The 15821-nt window shown below is 71.7% G+C and carries 13 protein-coding genes; 7 read left to right on the top strand and 6 right to left on the bottom strand.

Going from position 1 to position 15821, the window contains the following annotated elements; genetic code table 11:
- The first annotated feature begins 12 nt into the window (after nucleotides 1–12).
- Complete coding sequence (locus OOK07_RS18420) at nucleotides 13–480, top strand: Lrp/AsnC family transcriptional regulator (RefSeq protein WP_266681641.1); 468 nt, start codon at nucleotides 13–15, stop codon at nucleotides 478–480.
- 69 nt (nucleotides 481–549) lie between these two features.
- Here the strand turns inward: OOK07_RS18420 and OOK07_RS18415 are convergent, their stop codons facing one another.
- Nucleotides 550–1185 (bottom strand): TetR family transcriptional regulator, encoded by a 636-nt coding sequence (locus tag OOK07_RS18415; RefSeq protein ID WP_266683598.1) that lies wholly within the window; start codon nucleotides 1183–1185, stop codon nucleotides 550–552.
- Between the two features lie 135 nt (nucleotides 1186–1320).
- Here OOK07_RS18415 and kbpA point away from each other — a divergent pair, with 135 nt between their 5' ends.
- The 3 genes from kbpA to OOK07_RS18400 all read left to right on the top strand — a co-directional run bounded on the left by kbpA (nucleotide 1321) and on the right by OOK07_RS18400 (nucleotide 5287).
- Complete coding sequence (gene kbpA, locus OOK07_RS18410) at nucleotides 1321–2070, top strand: AfsK-binding protein KbpA (protein WP_266681639.1); 750 nt, start codon at nucleotides 1321–1323, stop codon at nucleotides 2068–2070.
- A gap of 170 nt (nucleotides 2071–2240) precedes the next feature.
- The gene (gene afsK / locus OOK07_RS18405; protein WP_266797467.1) at nucleotides 2241–4589 is read left to right on the top strand and encodes a protein serine/threonine kinase AfsK; all 2349 of its coding nucleotides are present in this window, start codon (nucleotides 2241–2243) and stop codon (nucleotides 4587–4589) included.
- A 140-nt stretch (nucleotides 4590–4729) separates the two neighbouring features.
- Complete coding sequence (locus OOK07_RS18400; protein ID WP_266681635.1) at nucleotides 4730–5287, top strand: hypothetical protein; 558 nt, start codon at nucleotides 4730–4732, stop codon at nucleotides 5285–5287.
- A gap of 9 nt (nucleotides 5288–5296) precedes the next feature.
- Here the strand turns inward: OOK07_RS18400 and OOK07_RS18395 are convergent, their stop codons facing one another.
- From OOK07_RS18395 to OOK07_RS18385, 3 genes are read right to left on the bottom strand one after another with little or no spacing between them, the layout of a single operon-like run.
- Nucleotides 5297–6070 carry an enoyl-CoA hydratase/isomerase family protein gene (locus OOK07_RS18395; RefSeq protein ID WP_266797465.1) on the bottom strand — a complete coding sequence of 258 codons (774 nt, stop codon included), beginning with the start codon at nucleotides 6068–6070 and terminating at the stop codon, nucleotides 5297–5299.
- A complete protein-coding gene (locus OOK07_RS18390; RefSeq protein WP_266797464.1) occupies nucleotides 6067–6483 on the bottom strand; it encodes a Zn-ribbon domain-containing OB-fold protein in 417 nt (138 codons plus the stop codon). Before OOK07_RS18390 ends, OOK07_RS18395 begins: the two co-directional genes overlap by 4 nt.
- A gap of 7 nt (nucleotides 6484–6490) precedes the next feature.
- Complete coding sequence (locus OOK07_RS18385) at nucleotides 6491–7645, bottom strand: lipid-transfer protein (protein ID WP_266797462.1); 1155 nt, start codon at nucleotides 7643–7645, stop codon at nucleotides 6491–6493.
- Between the two features lie 91 nt (nucleotides 7646–7736).
- On the opposite strand from OOK07_RS18385, the gene OOK07_RS18380 reads away from it, so the two are divergent.
- Complete coding sequence (locus OOK07_RS18380) at nucleotides 7737–9305, top strand: FadD3 family acyl-CoA ligase (RefSeq protein WP_266797461.1); 1569 nt, start codon at nucleotides 7737–7739, stop codon at nucleotides 9303–9305.
- Between the two features lie 68 nt (nucleotides 9306–9373).
- Here the strand turns inward: OOK07_RS18380 and OOK07_RS18375 are convergent, their stop codons facing one another.
- Together OOK07_RS18375 and afsR are read right to left on the bottom strand one after the other, a co-directional pair.
- Complete coding sequence (locus OOK07_RS18375) at nucleotides 9374–9559, bottom strand: hypothetical protein (protein ID WP_266681621.1); 186 nt, start codon at nucleotides 9557–9559, stop codon at nucleotides 9374–9376.
- Between the two features lie 218 nt (nucleotides 9560–9777).
- Entirely contained in the window at nucleotides 9778–12732 is a 2955-nt protein-coding gene (gene afsR / locus OOK07_RS18370) for an SARP-family global regulator AfsR (RefSeq protein WP_266797460.1), read from the bottom strand.
- Between the two features lie 220 nt (nucleotides 12733–12952).
- Here afsR and OOK07_RS18365 point away from each other — a divergent pair, with 220 nt between their 5' ends.
- Nucleotides 12953–14191, top strand: coding sequence for an amidohydrolase family protein (locus OOK07_RS18365; protein ID WP_266681617.1), 1239 nt, complete (start codon nucleotides 12953–12955; stop codon nucleotides 14189–14191).
- 17 nt (nucleotides 14192–14208) lie between these two features.
- Entirely contained in the window at nucleotides 14209–15111 is a 903-nt protein-coding gene (locus OOK07_RS18360; RefSeq protein ID WP_266801973.1) for an LLM class F420-dependent oxidoreductase, read from the top strand.
- The last annotated feature ends 710 nt before the right edge of the window (nucleotides 15112–15821 follow it).

Raw genomic sequence — 15821 nt, 5'->3', positions numbered from 1 at the left:
AAGATCTGCCTCATGGACGACGTAGACCGGAAAATCCTTGCCGAGCTGCAGCAGGACGGGCGGCTGACCGTGACCGAGCTGGCCGCGCGGGTGCGGCTCAGCGTCTCGCCCTGCCACCGGCGGCTGCGGGAGCTGGAGCGGTCGGGAGCCATCAGTGGATACCGGGCCGTCGTCGATCCCGCGGCCGTCGGGCTGACCTTCGAGGCGCTGGTCTTCGTCTCCATGCGGCAGGAGGACCGCGAGACGGTCGCCGAGTTCGAGAGGGCCCTCGGGGAGGTGGACGAGGTGCTGGAGGCGCAGCGGCTGTTCGGGGAGCCGGACTATCTGCTGCGGGTCGTCGCCGCCGACCTCGCGGCCTACCAACGGCTGTACGACGAGCGGCTCGCCAGTCTGCCGGGGGTGCAGAAGCTCACCTCGACGCTGGTGATGAAGCACGTGGTGAAGGACCGGCCACTGCCCGCACAGCAGAGCAGGCGGTGATCCACGGGAGCGTGAACCGCCGCCTGCCAGACAGGACTTGGGGACCTGGAAAGAGACGTGTGACGTGTGTTACTTCGTCGGCTTCCTGCCTGTCACGCCCAGGTGGACCAACAGCGCCAGATTCGGTTTGAGTTCGGCCTGCTTGACGCCCCAGGTCTGGAAGCCCTTCTGGTGGGAGGCGACGGCCGCGAGCATCGCGACCAGCGAACCGGCGACCGCCGCCGGGTTCACTTCCTTGTCGACCTTGCCCTTGGACTGCAGTTCGGCGACCGAATCCACAAGGGAGTTGTTCACCGAGTTGAGGATCTTCATGCGAAGTTTGTAGAACCGCTTGTCGCCCTCGGCCGCACCGAGGTCGACGACACGCAGGATCGCGTCGTTCCTGCGCCAGAACTCCAGGAATCCGTCCACGAGTTCCTGCGCGGTCTGCCAGCCGGCCTTGCCGACCCATGACCGGCCTTCGAGCAACTCGGTCAACCCGGCGCCCTCGGTGGCCATTTGCTCGGCGATCTCCAGGACGGCGCCCTCCACGTCCGGGAAGTACTGGTAGAAGGTCGCGGGTGAAGTGCCCGCTTTCCGGGCGACATCGATGACTTTGACGTCCCGGTAAGGGGAGGAGCTGAGCATCTCGCTGAGGCAGTCGAGCAGCTTCTGCCGGGTCGCCTGCCCACGCCGGCCGGCCACGCGGCCGTCGACGGTACGCACTTGTCCTGTCATGTCGTCAGCTTACCGAGGGGTGATCGGAGCGCGATTCGGCCGACTGCAAATGGGGTGCATGAGTGCACAGAGGCGGGTGTGCCTGGTCCTGCGGGGTGCGTGAGACGCCGTTAGTTTGGCGGTATGGCCGAAAACAGGGCATCCGCGTACGGAGAGGGCGTCCCGTGCTGGGTGGACGCGCAGCTACCGGACGTGGAGGCGGGCAAGCGGTTCTACGGTGAACTCTTCGGGTGGAGCTTCGAGGACCGGCCGGAGTGGTCCCTCGGCACGGTCTGGGCGCTGCACGAGGGGGAGCCGGTGGCCGCGCTGGCCCGTAAGACGGACGGCCGGCTGCCCACCGTATGGACCGTGTACTTCGCGACGCCCGACGCCGAGGCGCTGGCCGACCGGGTCTGGGCCGCCGGCGGACAGGTCGTGACGGCGCCCGTACCGGTCGCCGAGCTGGGCACGACGGCGCTGGTCACGGACGCGGAGGGTGCCGTGTTCGGTCTGTGGGAGCCGGGTGGCCACACCGGCTTCGGCAGGCGGCACGAGCCCGGCACCTTCGCCTGGGCCGAGCTGTACGCCCGGGACACCGAGGCCGCCAACGCCTTCTACGGCGAGCTGTTCCACGACGCCCTGTTCGGGCCGGACGCCAGGCCCGACTTCGGCCGGGCGCCCGTGGCGGAGGTCTTTCCGGCCGAGATGCCGCCCCACTTCGTCGTCCACTTCGGTGTCGACGACTGCGAGGACGTGCTCGGGACGGTGAGCCGTCTCGGCGGTCGGATCCAGGCGCCACCATTCGAGACGTCCTACGGGAGGGTGGCCGTCGTCACCGACAATCAGGGGGCGTCGTTCGCCGTTTTGGAGCGACGGAAACAGACCGAGCAGTGAGACCTGCCGTTTTGGGGTGAGACATCCCGAATGGGCCCCGGGTTCGCAAAGCAGTGCCCGGGACAGGAAGAATCGGGGTGCGCACCACCATTGCGGTGCGGTGGTGAGACGCTGCACGGGGTCGCGTACAGATGTGGCCGGCGCGGCCCGTACGGGGAGGTGGCAGGCAAGTGGTGGATCAGCTGACACAGCACGATCCGCGGCGAATCGGTCCGTTCGAGGTGCTGGGACGGCTCGGTGCCGGCGGCATGGGGCTGGTCTATCTCGCGCGCTCGGCGTCCGGCCGGCGCGTGGCGATCAAGACGGTCCGGACGGAGCTCGCCGAGGACCAGCTGTTCCGCGTCCGCTTCTCGCGCGAGGTCGAGGCCGCCCGGGCGGTCTCCGGCTTCTACACGGCGGCCGTGGTCGACGCCGACGCGCGGGCCGCCGTGCCGTGGCTGGCCACCGCGTACGTCCCCGCACCCTCCCTCGAAGAGATAGTGAACGAGTGCGGGCCGATGCCGGCCCAGGCGGTGCGCTGGCTCGCGGCGGGCGTGGCCGAGGCGCTGCAGTCGATCCACGGCGCCGGTCTGGTGCACCGGGACCTGAAGCCGTCGAACGTCCTGGTCGTCGAGGACGGCCCCCGGGTCATCGACTTCGGTATCGCGTCCGGCGTCTCGAACACACGTTTGACAATGACGAACGTGGCGGTGGGCACGCCCGCCTATATGTCGCCGGAGCAGGCGAAGGACTCCAGGAGCGTCACCGGAGCCAGTGACGTCTTCTCGCTCGGCTCGATGCTCGTCTTCGCCGCGACCGGACACCCGCCCTTCCACGGCGCCAACCCGGTCGAGACGGTCTTCATGCTGCTGCGGGAGGGCCCGGACCTGGAGGGCCTGCCGGACGAGCTGCGCCCGCTGATCGAGTCGCTCATGCAGATGGACGCGACGAGCCGCCCCAACCCCGCCGACCTCCAGGCCCAGCTGGCCCCCCACCTCTTCGGCTCCGGCTCCGACGACAGCGGTACGGCGTCGGCGTGGCTGCCCGAGCGGGCGGTGAGCCTGATCGAGGGGCGGCGCAACGGCCGTCCGGCGGTGAAACCGGGACAGGGCTCGGGCCGCAGCGGCGGCGGTGCGCGATCGGCCCCCCTGCCGCCCCCGCCCTCGCACGACCCCGTCGTACCGGCGTCCCCCGTGCCCGTCGGCGCCCCGGACGCCGGCCCCGTCCGGCTCGCCGGCGCCCAGGTGCCCATCGGGCCCGGCCCGCGTGTCTCCGACGTCCGCGCCGCCGCCGTCAAGGCGCCGCCACCGGAGGCCGCCCTGGCCGCCTCCTGGTCCAAACCGCGCCCCGGCGTCAACGGCGCCGACCCTGTCGTACCCGCACCGCTGCCCCTGGCCCCGGAAGCCGCGGCAGGCTGGCGCCCCTGGCGTTTCCGCATGTCGAACGACGTCTGGGGCACCCCCTCGGTCGCCGGCGACCTCGTCTACGTCACGTCCTTCGAGGTCCACGCCCTGGACGTGGCCACCGGCCGCCGGCGCTTCAAGACACGGGACGTCGCCTGGTCGATGGCGGTCGCGGACGGCCGTATCCACGCCTCCGACGGGCCGTCGCTGTTCGCCCTGGACTGCCGCGAGGGAGCCGACCTGTGGCGGCTGTCCACGGACGCCTGGGTGTACTCGCTGAAGGCCGACCGGGGCACGGTCGTCACCGGCACGCGCGGCGGCGGCGTCCAGGCCCGCGAGGCCTCGACCGGCCGGAAACTGTGGGAACTCACCGGGGCGCAGACCGACTTCGAGTCGCCCGAGTCCGGGCCGGCCATTCACGAGGGCACGGTGTACGTCTGGCAGGACGCCAGGCTGCGCGCCCTGGACGCCCGCACGGGCGACGAGCGCTGGTCCTACCCGATCGGCGACGCGGCCTCCTGCGGCGGCGTGCCGGTGCGGATCACGCGCGCGCCGGACGGCTATGTGTACGTCTGTGCCGGCACCCGGGTCCTGGCGATCGACGTGGCGAGCGGCCGGGTGAAGTGGCACTTCGAGGCGCCCGCCGTCTTCCTCTGCCGGCCCACCTTCGCGCCGGGCCCCGCGGTCACCGGCGGCGGCATCTACCTGGCCGACTACCTCGGCACGGTCTACGCCCTCGACGCCACCGACGGCCGCGACCGCTGGCGCATCGCCACCGAGTCCCGGGCGTCCGTCGAGCCGGTCCTGGTGGCGGGCGGACATGTGCACGTGGGCAGCGGCAAGGGGCTGTACACCCTGGACGCGGTCACCGGCACGCCCAAGTGGCGCTTCCAGGCGGGCGGCGAGATCGTCGGCGCCCCGGTGGTGGCGGAGGACCGCATCCACTTCGGGTCGACGGACCACCTCCTGTACACGCTGAAGGCCGACGACGGACGGCTGCGCTGGAAGCTCGCGACCGGCGGCGAGATCACCGGTTCGCCGGTGGTCAAGGACGGCGTCGTGTACGCGTGCAGCAAGGACCGGTGCGTGTACGCGCTGGACGCGGAGAAGGGCACGGGCACCGCCCGGACCGCATAGCCGGTGAGGTTCGGTGACGGCCGTCGTACGGGTTCACGGAAGGGGCCAGACGGCGGCCGTCCACGGCAGACGCTACGCCGGGTACGCGACGGTCGCCAGGCAGTGGCATGGTCGTGACACGCGATGGATAGGGTCATGGCATGCATCTACGGGGGCGCGGTCTCAGGTACACAGCGGTACTGGCGTTCGTGGTCCTCTCGCTGACGGGGTTCACGGGGCGCAGTCACGGACACCACGGCATCGGGAAGAGCCACGGCAGCAGCCACCACGGTGGAGGGGGCTGCAGCAGTTCGGCGCAGGATCACGACAGTTCGTCGTCGAGCAGCCACAGGTACTACGACGATGACGATGACGACTACGGCTCCTCCAGCGGCTCGTCCGGCGGTTCCGTCGGCACCACGCCCACGCCCACGGCCACGTCGCTCCAGGACGCCACGGTGAAGCTGGTGCGCTGCGCGAGCGCGAAGGCGCCGTACGCGACCGTCGAGGTCACCAACCCGAACGCGGCCGGCGGGACCTTCACCGTCAGCGTCACCTTCAAGGACAAGCGGGACGAATACGTCGTCACCGGGTTCGCGGACGTCGACGTGCCCGCGAACGACACGGCGACGGCGAAGGTGCAGGTCGGCAGCGCGAGCCTGGTCGCCTCGGTCGACCACTGCGACGTCGACGAGTCGGCGCGCGCCAGCAGCAGCTGACCGGCCGCCTCACCGCACCCGGAACCCCCCGCCGCGCCGCCCGGCGAACAGCTCCGCCTGGCGGTGCGCGGGCAGGTTGCCGAGGGAGATGAGATGCGGCGCCTGTGCGAAGCCGGCGGCGAGTGCGGCCTCCTTGGCGGCCCACAGGGCGCGCACGGTTCCCTGCACGCCCTCGGCCGGATATCCGGCGATCACGGTGGCGCAGGCGGTCGCCGCGGCCAACGCCCCGCCGGGTTCGGTGAGTTCGGACACCAGCCCGATGTCGTACGCCCGGCTGGCCCCGATGCGCTCGGCCGTGCCCATCAGCATCATCCGCGCGACCTCGCCGTGCGGCATGCGGTGCGCCATGAGCACCGACTCGTAGGCGCTGACCATGCCGTAGGCGGTGTGCGGGTCGAAGAAGGTGGCGCCGGTGTCGGCGACGAGGAAGTCCGACTCCCCGAGGAGATAGAAGGCGCCCCCGCAGGCCATGCCCCGCACGGCGGCCACGACCGGCTTCCACAGGTCGTTCGCCTTGGGGCCCACGCGCAGCAGCGGATCGTCGGCCATGTAGGGCGAGCCCGGCTGCGGTACCTCCGCGTCCCGGTCGAGACCGGTGCAGAACGCCCGCTCGCCGCTGCCGGTGAGGACGACGGCGCGCACGGAGTCGTCGAACCTCAACTCCCGCCAGACCCGCCGCAGTTCGTCGCGCATCGGCAGGTCGATGGCGTTGAGCCGCTCGGGCCGGTCGAGGGTGACGACGGCGATGCCGGTGGCCTTGTCGGCGCTCACGCGCACGGTCATGGCCGCTCCAGGACCCACTGGGGCAGCCCGTCGCCGTCGAAGACGACCTGCACCCTGGCGCCGATCCGGATGCGCTCGGGCGGGACCGAGTCGAGCCGCGCGTCGGCCTCGGCGACCACATTGCCGACCAGACGGATGCGCGGGGCGTCGGTGAGTTCGACGACGACGACGTTGTACGGCGCCTGCTGCGCGTATTCGGGCAGCAGGGGCGGGTGCGGGACGACGTAGGACCAGATGCGCCCGTGCCCGTCGACCGGCCGCCACTCGCTCTCGAAGGACTGGCAGTGGGGGCAGCAGGGCCGGGGCGGGAAGCGGAGTTCGCTGCAGGCGGCGCAGGCCTGGACACGGAGTTCGCCCTGGCGGGCGTAGCCCCAGAAGGGGGCGCCGTCGGCGTCGGTGACGGGGGTCAGCATGGGTGGCTCAACTCCTGTTCGTCAGCAGCAGGGCGGACGTCGGGACTCCCTCGCCGGCGGTGACCAGGCAGGTGGTGGCGTCCGGGATCTGGGCGGTGCTGGTGCCTCTGAGCTGCTTCACGCCTTCGTTGATGAGGTTGAACCCGTGGACGTAGGCCTCACTGAGCCCGCCGCCACCGGTGTTGAGGGGCAGCCGCCCGCCGGTCTCCAGGGCCCCCTGCTCGGTGAACGCCCCGCCCTCTCCGCGGTCGCAGAACCCGTAGCCCTCCAGGGAGAGCGGTACGAGCGCCGTGAACGCGTCGTAGATCTGGGCCACGTCCACGTCCTGGGGCGTGAAGTCCGCGTGTTTCCACAGGTGCCGGGCGGCGGTCCAGGCCGGCCCGGTGAGCGGGTCGTCGTTCCAGTAGTTGACCATGCCGTGGTGCTGGGCGGGCAGGCCCTGGGCGGCGGAGTGGACGTAGACGGGGGTCCGGCGGCAGTCGCGCGCCCGCTCCCTGCTGACGACCACGCAGGCCAACGCCCCATCCGTCTCAAGGCAGTTGTCGAACAGGCACAGGGGCTCGCTGATCCAGCGGGAGGTCATGTACATCTCGCGGGTCAGGGGGCGGTCGTACATCACCGCGGCGGGGTTCTGGTTCGCTCTGTTGCGGCAGGCGAGGGCGACGTTGAAGAGGTGGTCGCGGGTCGCGCCGTACTCGTGCATGTAGCGGCGGGTGAGCATGGCTATCTCGTCGGCGGGGCGGAGCAGGCCGAAGGGGCGTGTCCACTGGGCCGGGGTGGGGAGTTGGACGGTGGTGTTCTTCCAGGGGCGGGGACCGCTGCCGCGCTTGCGCGAGCGCCAGGCGACGCCGACGCTCGCCTGACCGGTGGCGATGGCGGTGGCGAGATGGGCGACCGTGGCGCACGAACCGCCGCCGCCGTAGCCGGCCTTGCTGAAGAAGGTGAGGTCACCGAAGCCGACGGCCTTCGCCAGCTCCACCTCGTCCGTCTCCTCCATCGTGTACGAGGCGAGGGCGTCGACCTCGCCGGGCGCGATGCCCGCGTCGTCGAGAGCGGCGAGGACGGCCCGGCAGGCGAGGGTCTTCTCGTCCTCGTCCAGCCTTTTGGCGAAAGGGGTTTGCCCGATCCCGACGATCGCGGTGGCGTCCTTGATTCCGGCCATGGTGGGAACCTCCGCAGGGTGCCAGGGCAGCTGACAGGGCGTCAGGCTACAGCTAATCTGACGGATAGTCAGCTAGTCGTAGGGGGCTGTTGTGCGCGGTGACGTGGAGTGGGGCAGCATTCCGGGACTCGTCCGGTACGCGGCGAAGCGGTACGCGGACACCGAGGCGGTGGTGGAGGGCCGTACCCGGATCTCGTACGCCGAACTGGGCGCCCGCGTCGAACGGGCGGCGGCCGCCTGCATCGCGAGGGGCCTCTTGCCGGGGGACCGGGTCGCGATCTGGGCCCCGAACTCGCTGGACTGGATCGTGGCGGCGCTGGGCGCGGTCTCGGCCGGGGCGGTCCTCGTGCCGGTCAACACGCGCTTCAAGGGCGCGGAGGCGGCGGACGTGCTGCGCAGGAGCGGAGCGCGGCTGCTCTTCGTGACCGGGACCTTCCTCGGGACCTCGTACGTGGCCTCGCTGCGGCGGGCGGTCGCGGAAGGGCCGGAACTGCCCTCGCTGGAGCAGGTGGTGGTGCTGTCGGACGACGCGCCCGCCGACTTCCGTACGTGGAAGGACTTCCTCGCGGGCGGGGACGGGGTGGGCCCGTCCGACGTGCGGGCGCGCGCGGCGGCGGTGGACGGATCCTGGCCGTCGGACATCGTCTTCACGTCCGGTACGACGGGCCGCCCCAAGGGCGCGGTGATCACCCACGCGCAGACGCTGCGGGCATACGAAGTGTGGTGCGAGCTGGCCGGGTTGAGGCAGGGCGACCGCTATCTGATTGTGAACCCGTTCTTCCACACCTTCGGCTACAAGGCCGGAGTACTGGCCTGTCTGATGCGCGGCGCGACGATGATTCCCCAGCCGGTGTTCAACATCGACACGGCCCTGGCCAACATCGCGGCGGAGCGGGTGTCGGTGCTCCCCGGCCCGCCCACTCTCCACCAGTCCCTCCTCGACCACCCCGCCCGCACCGCCCACGACCTCTCGGCGCTGCGGCTGGTGGTGACGGGCGCCGCGGTGGTGCCCCTGCGACTGGTGGAGCGGCTGCGCGGGGAGTTGGGCGTGGAGACGGTCCTGACGGCGTACGGCCTCTCGGAGGCCAGCGGCATCGTCACGATGTGCCGGCGGGGCGACGAACCCACGGTGATCGCGTCGACGTCCGGGCGGGCGATACCGGGCACCGAGGTGCGCGTCGATGCACCGCCCGGCGAGCCCGGCGAGGTCCTGGTACGCGGCTTCAACGTCATGCGCGGCTACTACGAGGACGAGGCGGCGACGGCCGAGGTGGTGACGGAGGACGGCTGGCTGCGGACGGGCGACGTGGGGGTCCTCGACGCGGCCGGCAACCTGCGCATCACCGACCGCATCAAGGACATGTTCATCGTCGGCGGCTTCAACGCCTACCCGGCGGAGATAGAGCAACTGCTGGGCCTGCACCCGGATGTGGCGGACGTCGCGGTGATCGGCGTACCGGATCCGCGGCTGGGGGAGGTCGGGAAGGCGTACGTGGTGCGGCGGCCGGGGGCCGTCCTGACCCAGGACGACCTGATCGCGTGGGCGCGGCGGGAGATGGCGAACTACAAGGTGCCCAGGCAGGTGGAGTTCCTGACGGAACTGCCCAGGAACGCGAGCGGGAAGGTGGTCAAGGGGGAACTGCGGGGGCGGGCGCGCTGAGCGCCGGCACGCCTCGGCCGCGGCGGCTCCCCTCCGTGCCGCCGCGGCCGGTCCCCGTGCGAGGAGGCTTATGCCTTCGTCGGCTTGAAGGGCTCCGACGTGGCGTGCAGGTCCTTGGTCTCCAAGGGCTCGTCCGTGGCGTGCAGGTCGTCGGTCTTCACGGGCTTGTCCGTGGCGTGCAGGTCCTGAGTCGTCACCTTGCCGTCCGTCGTGGACGTGGCGTGCAGGTCCTCCGGCTTGAGCTCGTCGCTCATGGTCGTCAACTCCCCTTGGTGGATCGCATGGATGGATCGGCGGGGCCCGCCCGGTCACTCCCCCGAGGACGACCGGACGGGGCCCCTGCTGGGCCGCTCGCCCCAATAAGTGGGTATGGGGCCCGCCGGCGACCCGTCTGCCCCCCGACGCGACGGATCGACTGCCTTCAGCTTGACGGAAGGCGATAAACGAACGATGAACGCCTCCGCGGGGCCGGTCAGGCCGCCCGCACCGGTGTCAGCAGCGCCCGTACCTCCACGGCCTCGTCGGAGCCCAGGTCCTCGTAGATTCCCACGGCTTCCTGCCAGCAGACCCGCGCCCGCCCCGTCTGCCCGATGCCGCTGAGGGCACGGCCCAGGACGGTCAGGACGTTGCCCCGCCGCCACTCACCGCCGATGCCGCGCAGCACCGTCAGCGCCGTCTCGGCGTTCGCCGCGGCCTGCGCGGGGCGCCGGGCGGCGAGATCGACCTCGGCCAGCCGGAACAGGCTCATGCCCTCCCACAGGCGCTGGCGGCTGTCCCGGAACACCTCCAGCGACTCGTGCAGCCGGTCGGTCGCGGAGTCCAGCTCGCCGCTCTGCGTGAGCGCCAGACCGAGCGCGTACCGGGCGTTCGCGCCCCGCATGGTGTTGCCCATCGCGTCGTACACGCCGATGCCCTCCCGGGCCAGCGCGACCGCGCTGTTCGTCCGCCCGGTGGCGAGGTGGATGCGGGAGAGGTTGCACAGGGCGCTCGCCTCGCCGGGCCGGTCGCCCAGCGTGCGGAAGTGCTCGATGGCCCGGGAGAGGTGCTCCTCGCCGTCGGCGTGGCGGTTCTGGTAGAGCGCGATGATCCCGCGTGCGTTGCTCGCCCAGCAGACCGGGAGAAGGTCCTGCGCCTCCTGCGCGAGGAGGGTGGCGCGCTCGGCCTCCTGATCCGCCTGCTCGAAACGGCCGATCACGAGATGGACGGTCACCAGTGTCATCAGGGCACGCGCCTCGGCCCGCGGATCGCCGAGCCGTCGGGACGCCTCCACCACGGTCTGTGCGGTCGCCTCGTATCCCTTGGAGTTGGCGCCCGACTCGGACAGGTCGTGCGCGGCCCACAGCAGGTCGATGGCGCGGGCGAGGGTCTCCGGCCGGCCCGCGGACCGGGTGACGCAGGCCAGGAGGCAGATCGCCTCCGCGTACAGCCAGTCCTGTGCCGCGTGGCGGTCGGCGAAGGCCGGCGCCGGATGGGCGGTCGGCGCCAGATGGTCCACCAGCCGGTCCCCCGGCCGCTCGATCGCGTACACCCCGGCCGCCGTGGCCAGGTAGAAGTCCAGCAACCGCGACATCGCCGCGTCGCGCTCGCCCGGCGGCCACTCGTCCCGCTCCGCGCACGCACGCGCGTAGAGCCGGACCAGGTCGTGGTACCGGTAGCGGCCGGGAGCCGCCGACTCCAGCAGGGAGGTGTCGACGAGGGACTCCAGCAGGTCCTCCGTCTCGTCGGCCGGCAGGTCCAGCACCGCGGCGGCCGCCGCCACCGAGATGTCCGGGCCGTCCGCGAGCCCCAGCAGACGGAACGCGCGTGCCTGGGCCGGCTCCAGCGCGCCGTAGCCCAGTTCGAAGGTGGCCTTGACCGCCAGGTCGCCGGCCTGCAGTTCGTCCAGGCGGCGGCGTTCGTCCGCCAGCTTGGCGGCGAGGACGGAGACGGTCCAGGTGCGGCGGCCCGCCAGCCGGGAGGCCGCGATGCGGATCGCCAGCGGAAGGAACCCGCACGCCGCCACGACGTCCAGGGCGGCCTTCCGCTCCGAGGCCACCCGCTCGGCGCCCACGATCCTGGTGAAGAGCGCCAGGGCCTCGTCCGGGGACATCACGTCGAGGTCCACGAGGTGGGCGCCCGCCAGGTCGACCATCCGCACCCGTGACGTCACCAGGGCCGCGCAGCCCTCCGTGCCGGGGAGCAGGGGTCGTACCTGGGCCGCGTCCCGGGCGTTGTCCAGCAGGACCAGCACCCGGCGGCCGTCCAGGACCGAGCGGAACAGCGCCGAGCGTTCCTCCAGGGAGTCCGGGATCGCCGAGTCCGCGGTGCCGAGCGCGCGCAGGAAGGACCCGAGCACCGTCTCCGGTTCCGCCGAACTCGCGCCGGCGCCCTGGAGGTCGACGTACAGCTGCCCGTCCGGGAAGGTGGCCCGCGCCTGGTGGGCGACGTGCACGGCGAGCGTGGTCTTGCCCACGCCTCCGATGCCCGCCACCGCCGACACCGCCATCACCCGGCCCTCCGCCGAGGCCAGCACCTCGCCCAGCTCGGCCACGAAGGCCGAACGGCCGGTGAAGTCCGGGACCGTGGCCGGGAGTTGGGCCGGGCGGACGAGGGTGGAGGCCGGTTCGGCCTTCGGGGACGGCGCCTGCGCCAGACCCGGGTCGGCCCGCAGGATCCGCTGCTGCAGTTCACGCAGGCCCGGACGCGGATCCACGCCGAGCTCGTCCGCCAGCAGTTGCCGGGTGTCCGTGTACACCGCCAGCGCCTCCGCCTGGCGGCCGCTGCGGTACAGCGCCAGCATCAGCAGTTCGCGCAGCCGCTCGCGCAGGGGGTGCGCGGCCGTCAGGGCGGTCAGCTCCGACACCGCCTCCGCGTGGCAGCCCTGCTCCAGGTCCATGTCCAGACGGGATTCGAGGAGTTGCAGCCGCCACTCCTCCAGCCGGACCCGCTGGGTCTCCGCGTACGGGCCCGGTACGCCGGCCAGCGCCTCGCCGTCCCACAGCGCCAGCGCGCGGCCCAGCACCTCCCGCGCATGGCGCAGGTCCCCGGCGCCCCGCGCCTTCTCCGCCTCGGCCGCCAGCTCCTGCGCCACCGCCAGGTCCAGCGCGCCCTCGGCGAGCCCGCGCACCGCGTACCCGCCGGACTCGCTCACCAGGATCCCGGGGTCCAGCACCTTCCGCAGCCGGGAGGCGTAGGTGCGCAGTGCCGCCAGCGCCTGCGACGGCGGCTCCTCGCCCCACAGGGCGTCGATCAGCTCGCCCGCGGTCGCCGTGCGGCCCTCGCGCAGCAGCAGGGCGGCGAGCAGGGCGCGTTGCTGCGGGGAGCCGGTGCTGAGCTGCACCTCGCCGCGTCGGGCTCGTACCGGACCGAGCACGCCGAAGCTCAGCGCGACAGGCTCCGCACAGGAGCCGGACCGCCTCTGCTCCGGCACTCGCGGTACACCGTCCATCGCCGTCCCCCTAGACACAGTGAGCAACTCCGTCAGTTTGCCTTGTTCCTGGCGGATGCGTCAGCTGTGGAGAGCGCGCTCACCGACAGACTCGCGGGATATCACAAGGCCCTCACCTGGTCTTCGCACACTTCCGAACATTCCCGGGACATTCCCGAGGGGCAAGAAGTCCGGAACCGCGTAGCTGACGGACCGTCAGATCGGCGCTACCGTGGCCGCCATGGACACGCAACCCACCGCGCAGACCACGTTTCCGCTGATCATCTCCGTCGACGACCACACGGTGGAGCCCGCCGACGTCTGGCAGAGCCGCCTCCCGGAGAAGTACCGGGACGCCGGCCCGCGCATAGTCCGCGCACCGCTGAAGGAAATGACCTTCCTGGGCGGGCGCTTCCGGCCGGTCATGGGCAAACCGGGCGACGAGGGTCCGCTCGGCGACTGGTGGGTCTACGAGGATCTGCACCGCCCCCTCACCCGCCTGGACACGGCGGTCGGTTACAGCAGGGACGACATCAAGCTGGAGGTGATCACCTACGAGCAGATGCGGCCCGGCTCGTACGACGTCCCGCAGCGCCTCGCCGACATGGACGTCAACCACGTCCAGTCCGCCGTCTGCTTCCCGACCTTCCCCCGCTTCTGCGGTCAGACCTTCACCGAGGCCAAGGATCACGAGCTGGGCCTGCTCTGCGTGCAGGCCTACAACGACTGGATGGTGGAGGAGTGGTGCGGCCCGGCGGCCCAGGGGCGGCTCATCCCCCTCACGCTCATACCCCTCTGGGACGCGGAACTCGCCGCCGCCGAGGTGCGGCGCAACGCGGCCCGCGGTGTCCGGGCCGTCGCCTTCTCCGAGATACCCCCGCACCTCGGCCTGCCGTCCGTCCACTCCGACGACTGGGACCCCTTCCTCGCGGCCTGCGACGAGACCGGCACGGTCGTCGCCATGCACATCGGCTCCAGCAGCCGGATGCCGTCGACGTCCAAGGACGCGCCGCCCGCGGTGGGTTCGACCATCACCTTCGCCAACTGCTGCTTCTCGATGGTGGACTGGCTGATGAGCGGCAAGTTCGAGCGCTTCCCCAACCTCAAGGTCATGTACGCCGAGGGGCAGATCGGCTGGATCCCCTACATCCTGGAGCGCGCCGACGTCGTCTGGGAGGAGAACCGCGGCTGGGGCGGCGTCGCCGACAAGGTTCACCGCCCGCCGTCCGAACTGTTCGCCGAGCACGTCTACGGCTGCTTCTTCGACGACGCCTTCGGCCTGAGGAACCTCGACTCCATCGGCCTGGGCAACGTCCTGTACGAGACCGACTACCCCCACTCCGACTCCACCTGGCCCAAGTCCCGCGAGGTCGGCGAGGCGCAGATGGGGCACCTGGAGGCGCAGGTGGTGGAGCGGATCGTGCGGGGCAACGCCATCGAGCTGCTGGGGCTCACCCCCGAAGGGCTCTGGGCGCGGTGAGTGCCTTCTCGTACGGGATGCAGCTGCCCGTCCAGTCCCAGAGCACCATCTACGCCGAGGAGTGGGAGGCCGGGGCGGGCCCCGAGGACCTGGCGGAGATCGCCCGCAGCGCCGACCGGGCCGGCTTCGACTACGTCGCGAGCTGCGACCACGTGGCCATTCCACGGCGGCTGGCCGCCGCCATGAGCACGGTCTGGTACGACCCCGTGGCCACCCTCGCCTTCCTCGCGGGGGTGACCGAGCGGGTGCGGCTGCTCAGTCACGTGGCCGTCGTGGGGCTACGGCACCCCCTGCTCACCGCCAAGCAGTACGCCACCCTCGATCACCTCAGCGGCGGGCGGCTGATCCTCGGTGTCGGGGCCGGGCACGTGCGTGAGGAGTTCGAGGCGCTCGGCATCGACTTCGAGCGGCGCGGGGCCGTGCTCGACGAGAACATCGACGCCCTGCGCGCCGCCCTCGGCCCGGACGAGTTCCCCGAACACCACGGCAAGCTCCACGACTTCGAGGGCCTGGGCCAGCGGCCCAGGCCGGCCCAGCAGAACGTGCCCCTCTGGGTGGGCGGCTCCTCGCCCGCCGCCGTGCGCCGGGCCGCCCTCAAGGGCGACGGCTGGCTGCCGCAGGGCGATCCGCGCGACCGGCTGCCCGCACAGATCGAACGGATACGGCGACTGCGGGAAGAGGCACACATCGAGGGGCCGTTCGTGATCGGCGCGATCACCGAGCCCCTGTACGTCGGAGCGGCCGCCTGGGACGTCGGCCGCCGCACCCTCACCGGTACCCCGGACGCGCTCGCCGAGTCCCTGCACGCCTATCGCGCGATGGGGGTGCACCAGATCCAGGTGCGGTTCCGGTGCCGCAGCCGCACCGAACTCACCGACCAGATGGCGGCGTTCGGGGCGGAGGTGCGGACCCTGCTGTAGAGGCTGCCCGTCCCGTTGACCACAGGACGGACAGCCCCTCGTTCAGCCGGGGCTGCGGGTAGGGGGCCGAGCGCGGCGAGTGCGGCGACGAGGCCGGCGGCCACGGCGACTCGGGCGACGCGTCGCGCGCCCGGTATCCGAGTGGGGTGGGGGGTGGGGGCATGCGTGATCCCTCCTCCACGGCCCACCCGAGGCCCTCGTACCACGCTCGGCGAGTTCTCGACGTTCCCCGCACCGCGGACGACCGCCGCAGGCACGCGTCGACCGGACCGGCGTCAGTGAGTGCCACCGGCCCCGCAAGCGAGCGCGGGTCGGGCACCGAGCCGAACCAGAGACTCAGGTGAGCGACCTGGCCGGGGTCCGTAACGATCACCAAGCCCGCGCCCGCACCGCTACCTGACGCTCAGCCAAGGACCCGTACAACCATGGGACTTGAAGCCGCCTGGTTTCAGCCTGCGAACGTTTCTGCCCGCGAATTTCGCGAGAGGTATTGACGCTGATCACCGGAACCCTATGATCCAGTTGCTCGACCCTTCGACCCATGTTCGCTATGCCGAACACTCGGGGTCGCACCACACCGCCCCCGGACAGCCCCTGACGGGCCAAACCGGAGTCGCTTGCTCCAGGATGACGAGGTCCTTATGCGCAGAGGTAGTTTCAGCCGCAGAAATCCGTCCGTGGTGCTCGCCGCCGCGGTTGCGGCCCTGGCC

The sequence above is a fragment of the Streptomyces sp. NBC_00078 genome (assembly GCF_026343335.1).
In the GTDB taxonomy this organism is placed as follows: Bacteria; Actinomycetota; Actinomycetes; order Streptomycetales; family Streptomycetaceae; genus Streptomyces.
This window is presented reverse-complemented; position numbering and strand designations above follow the sequence as displayed.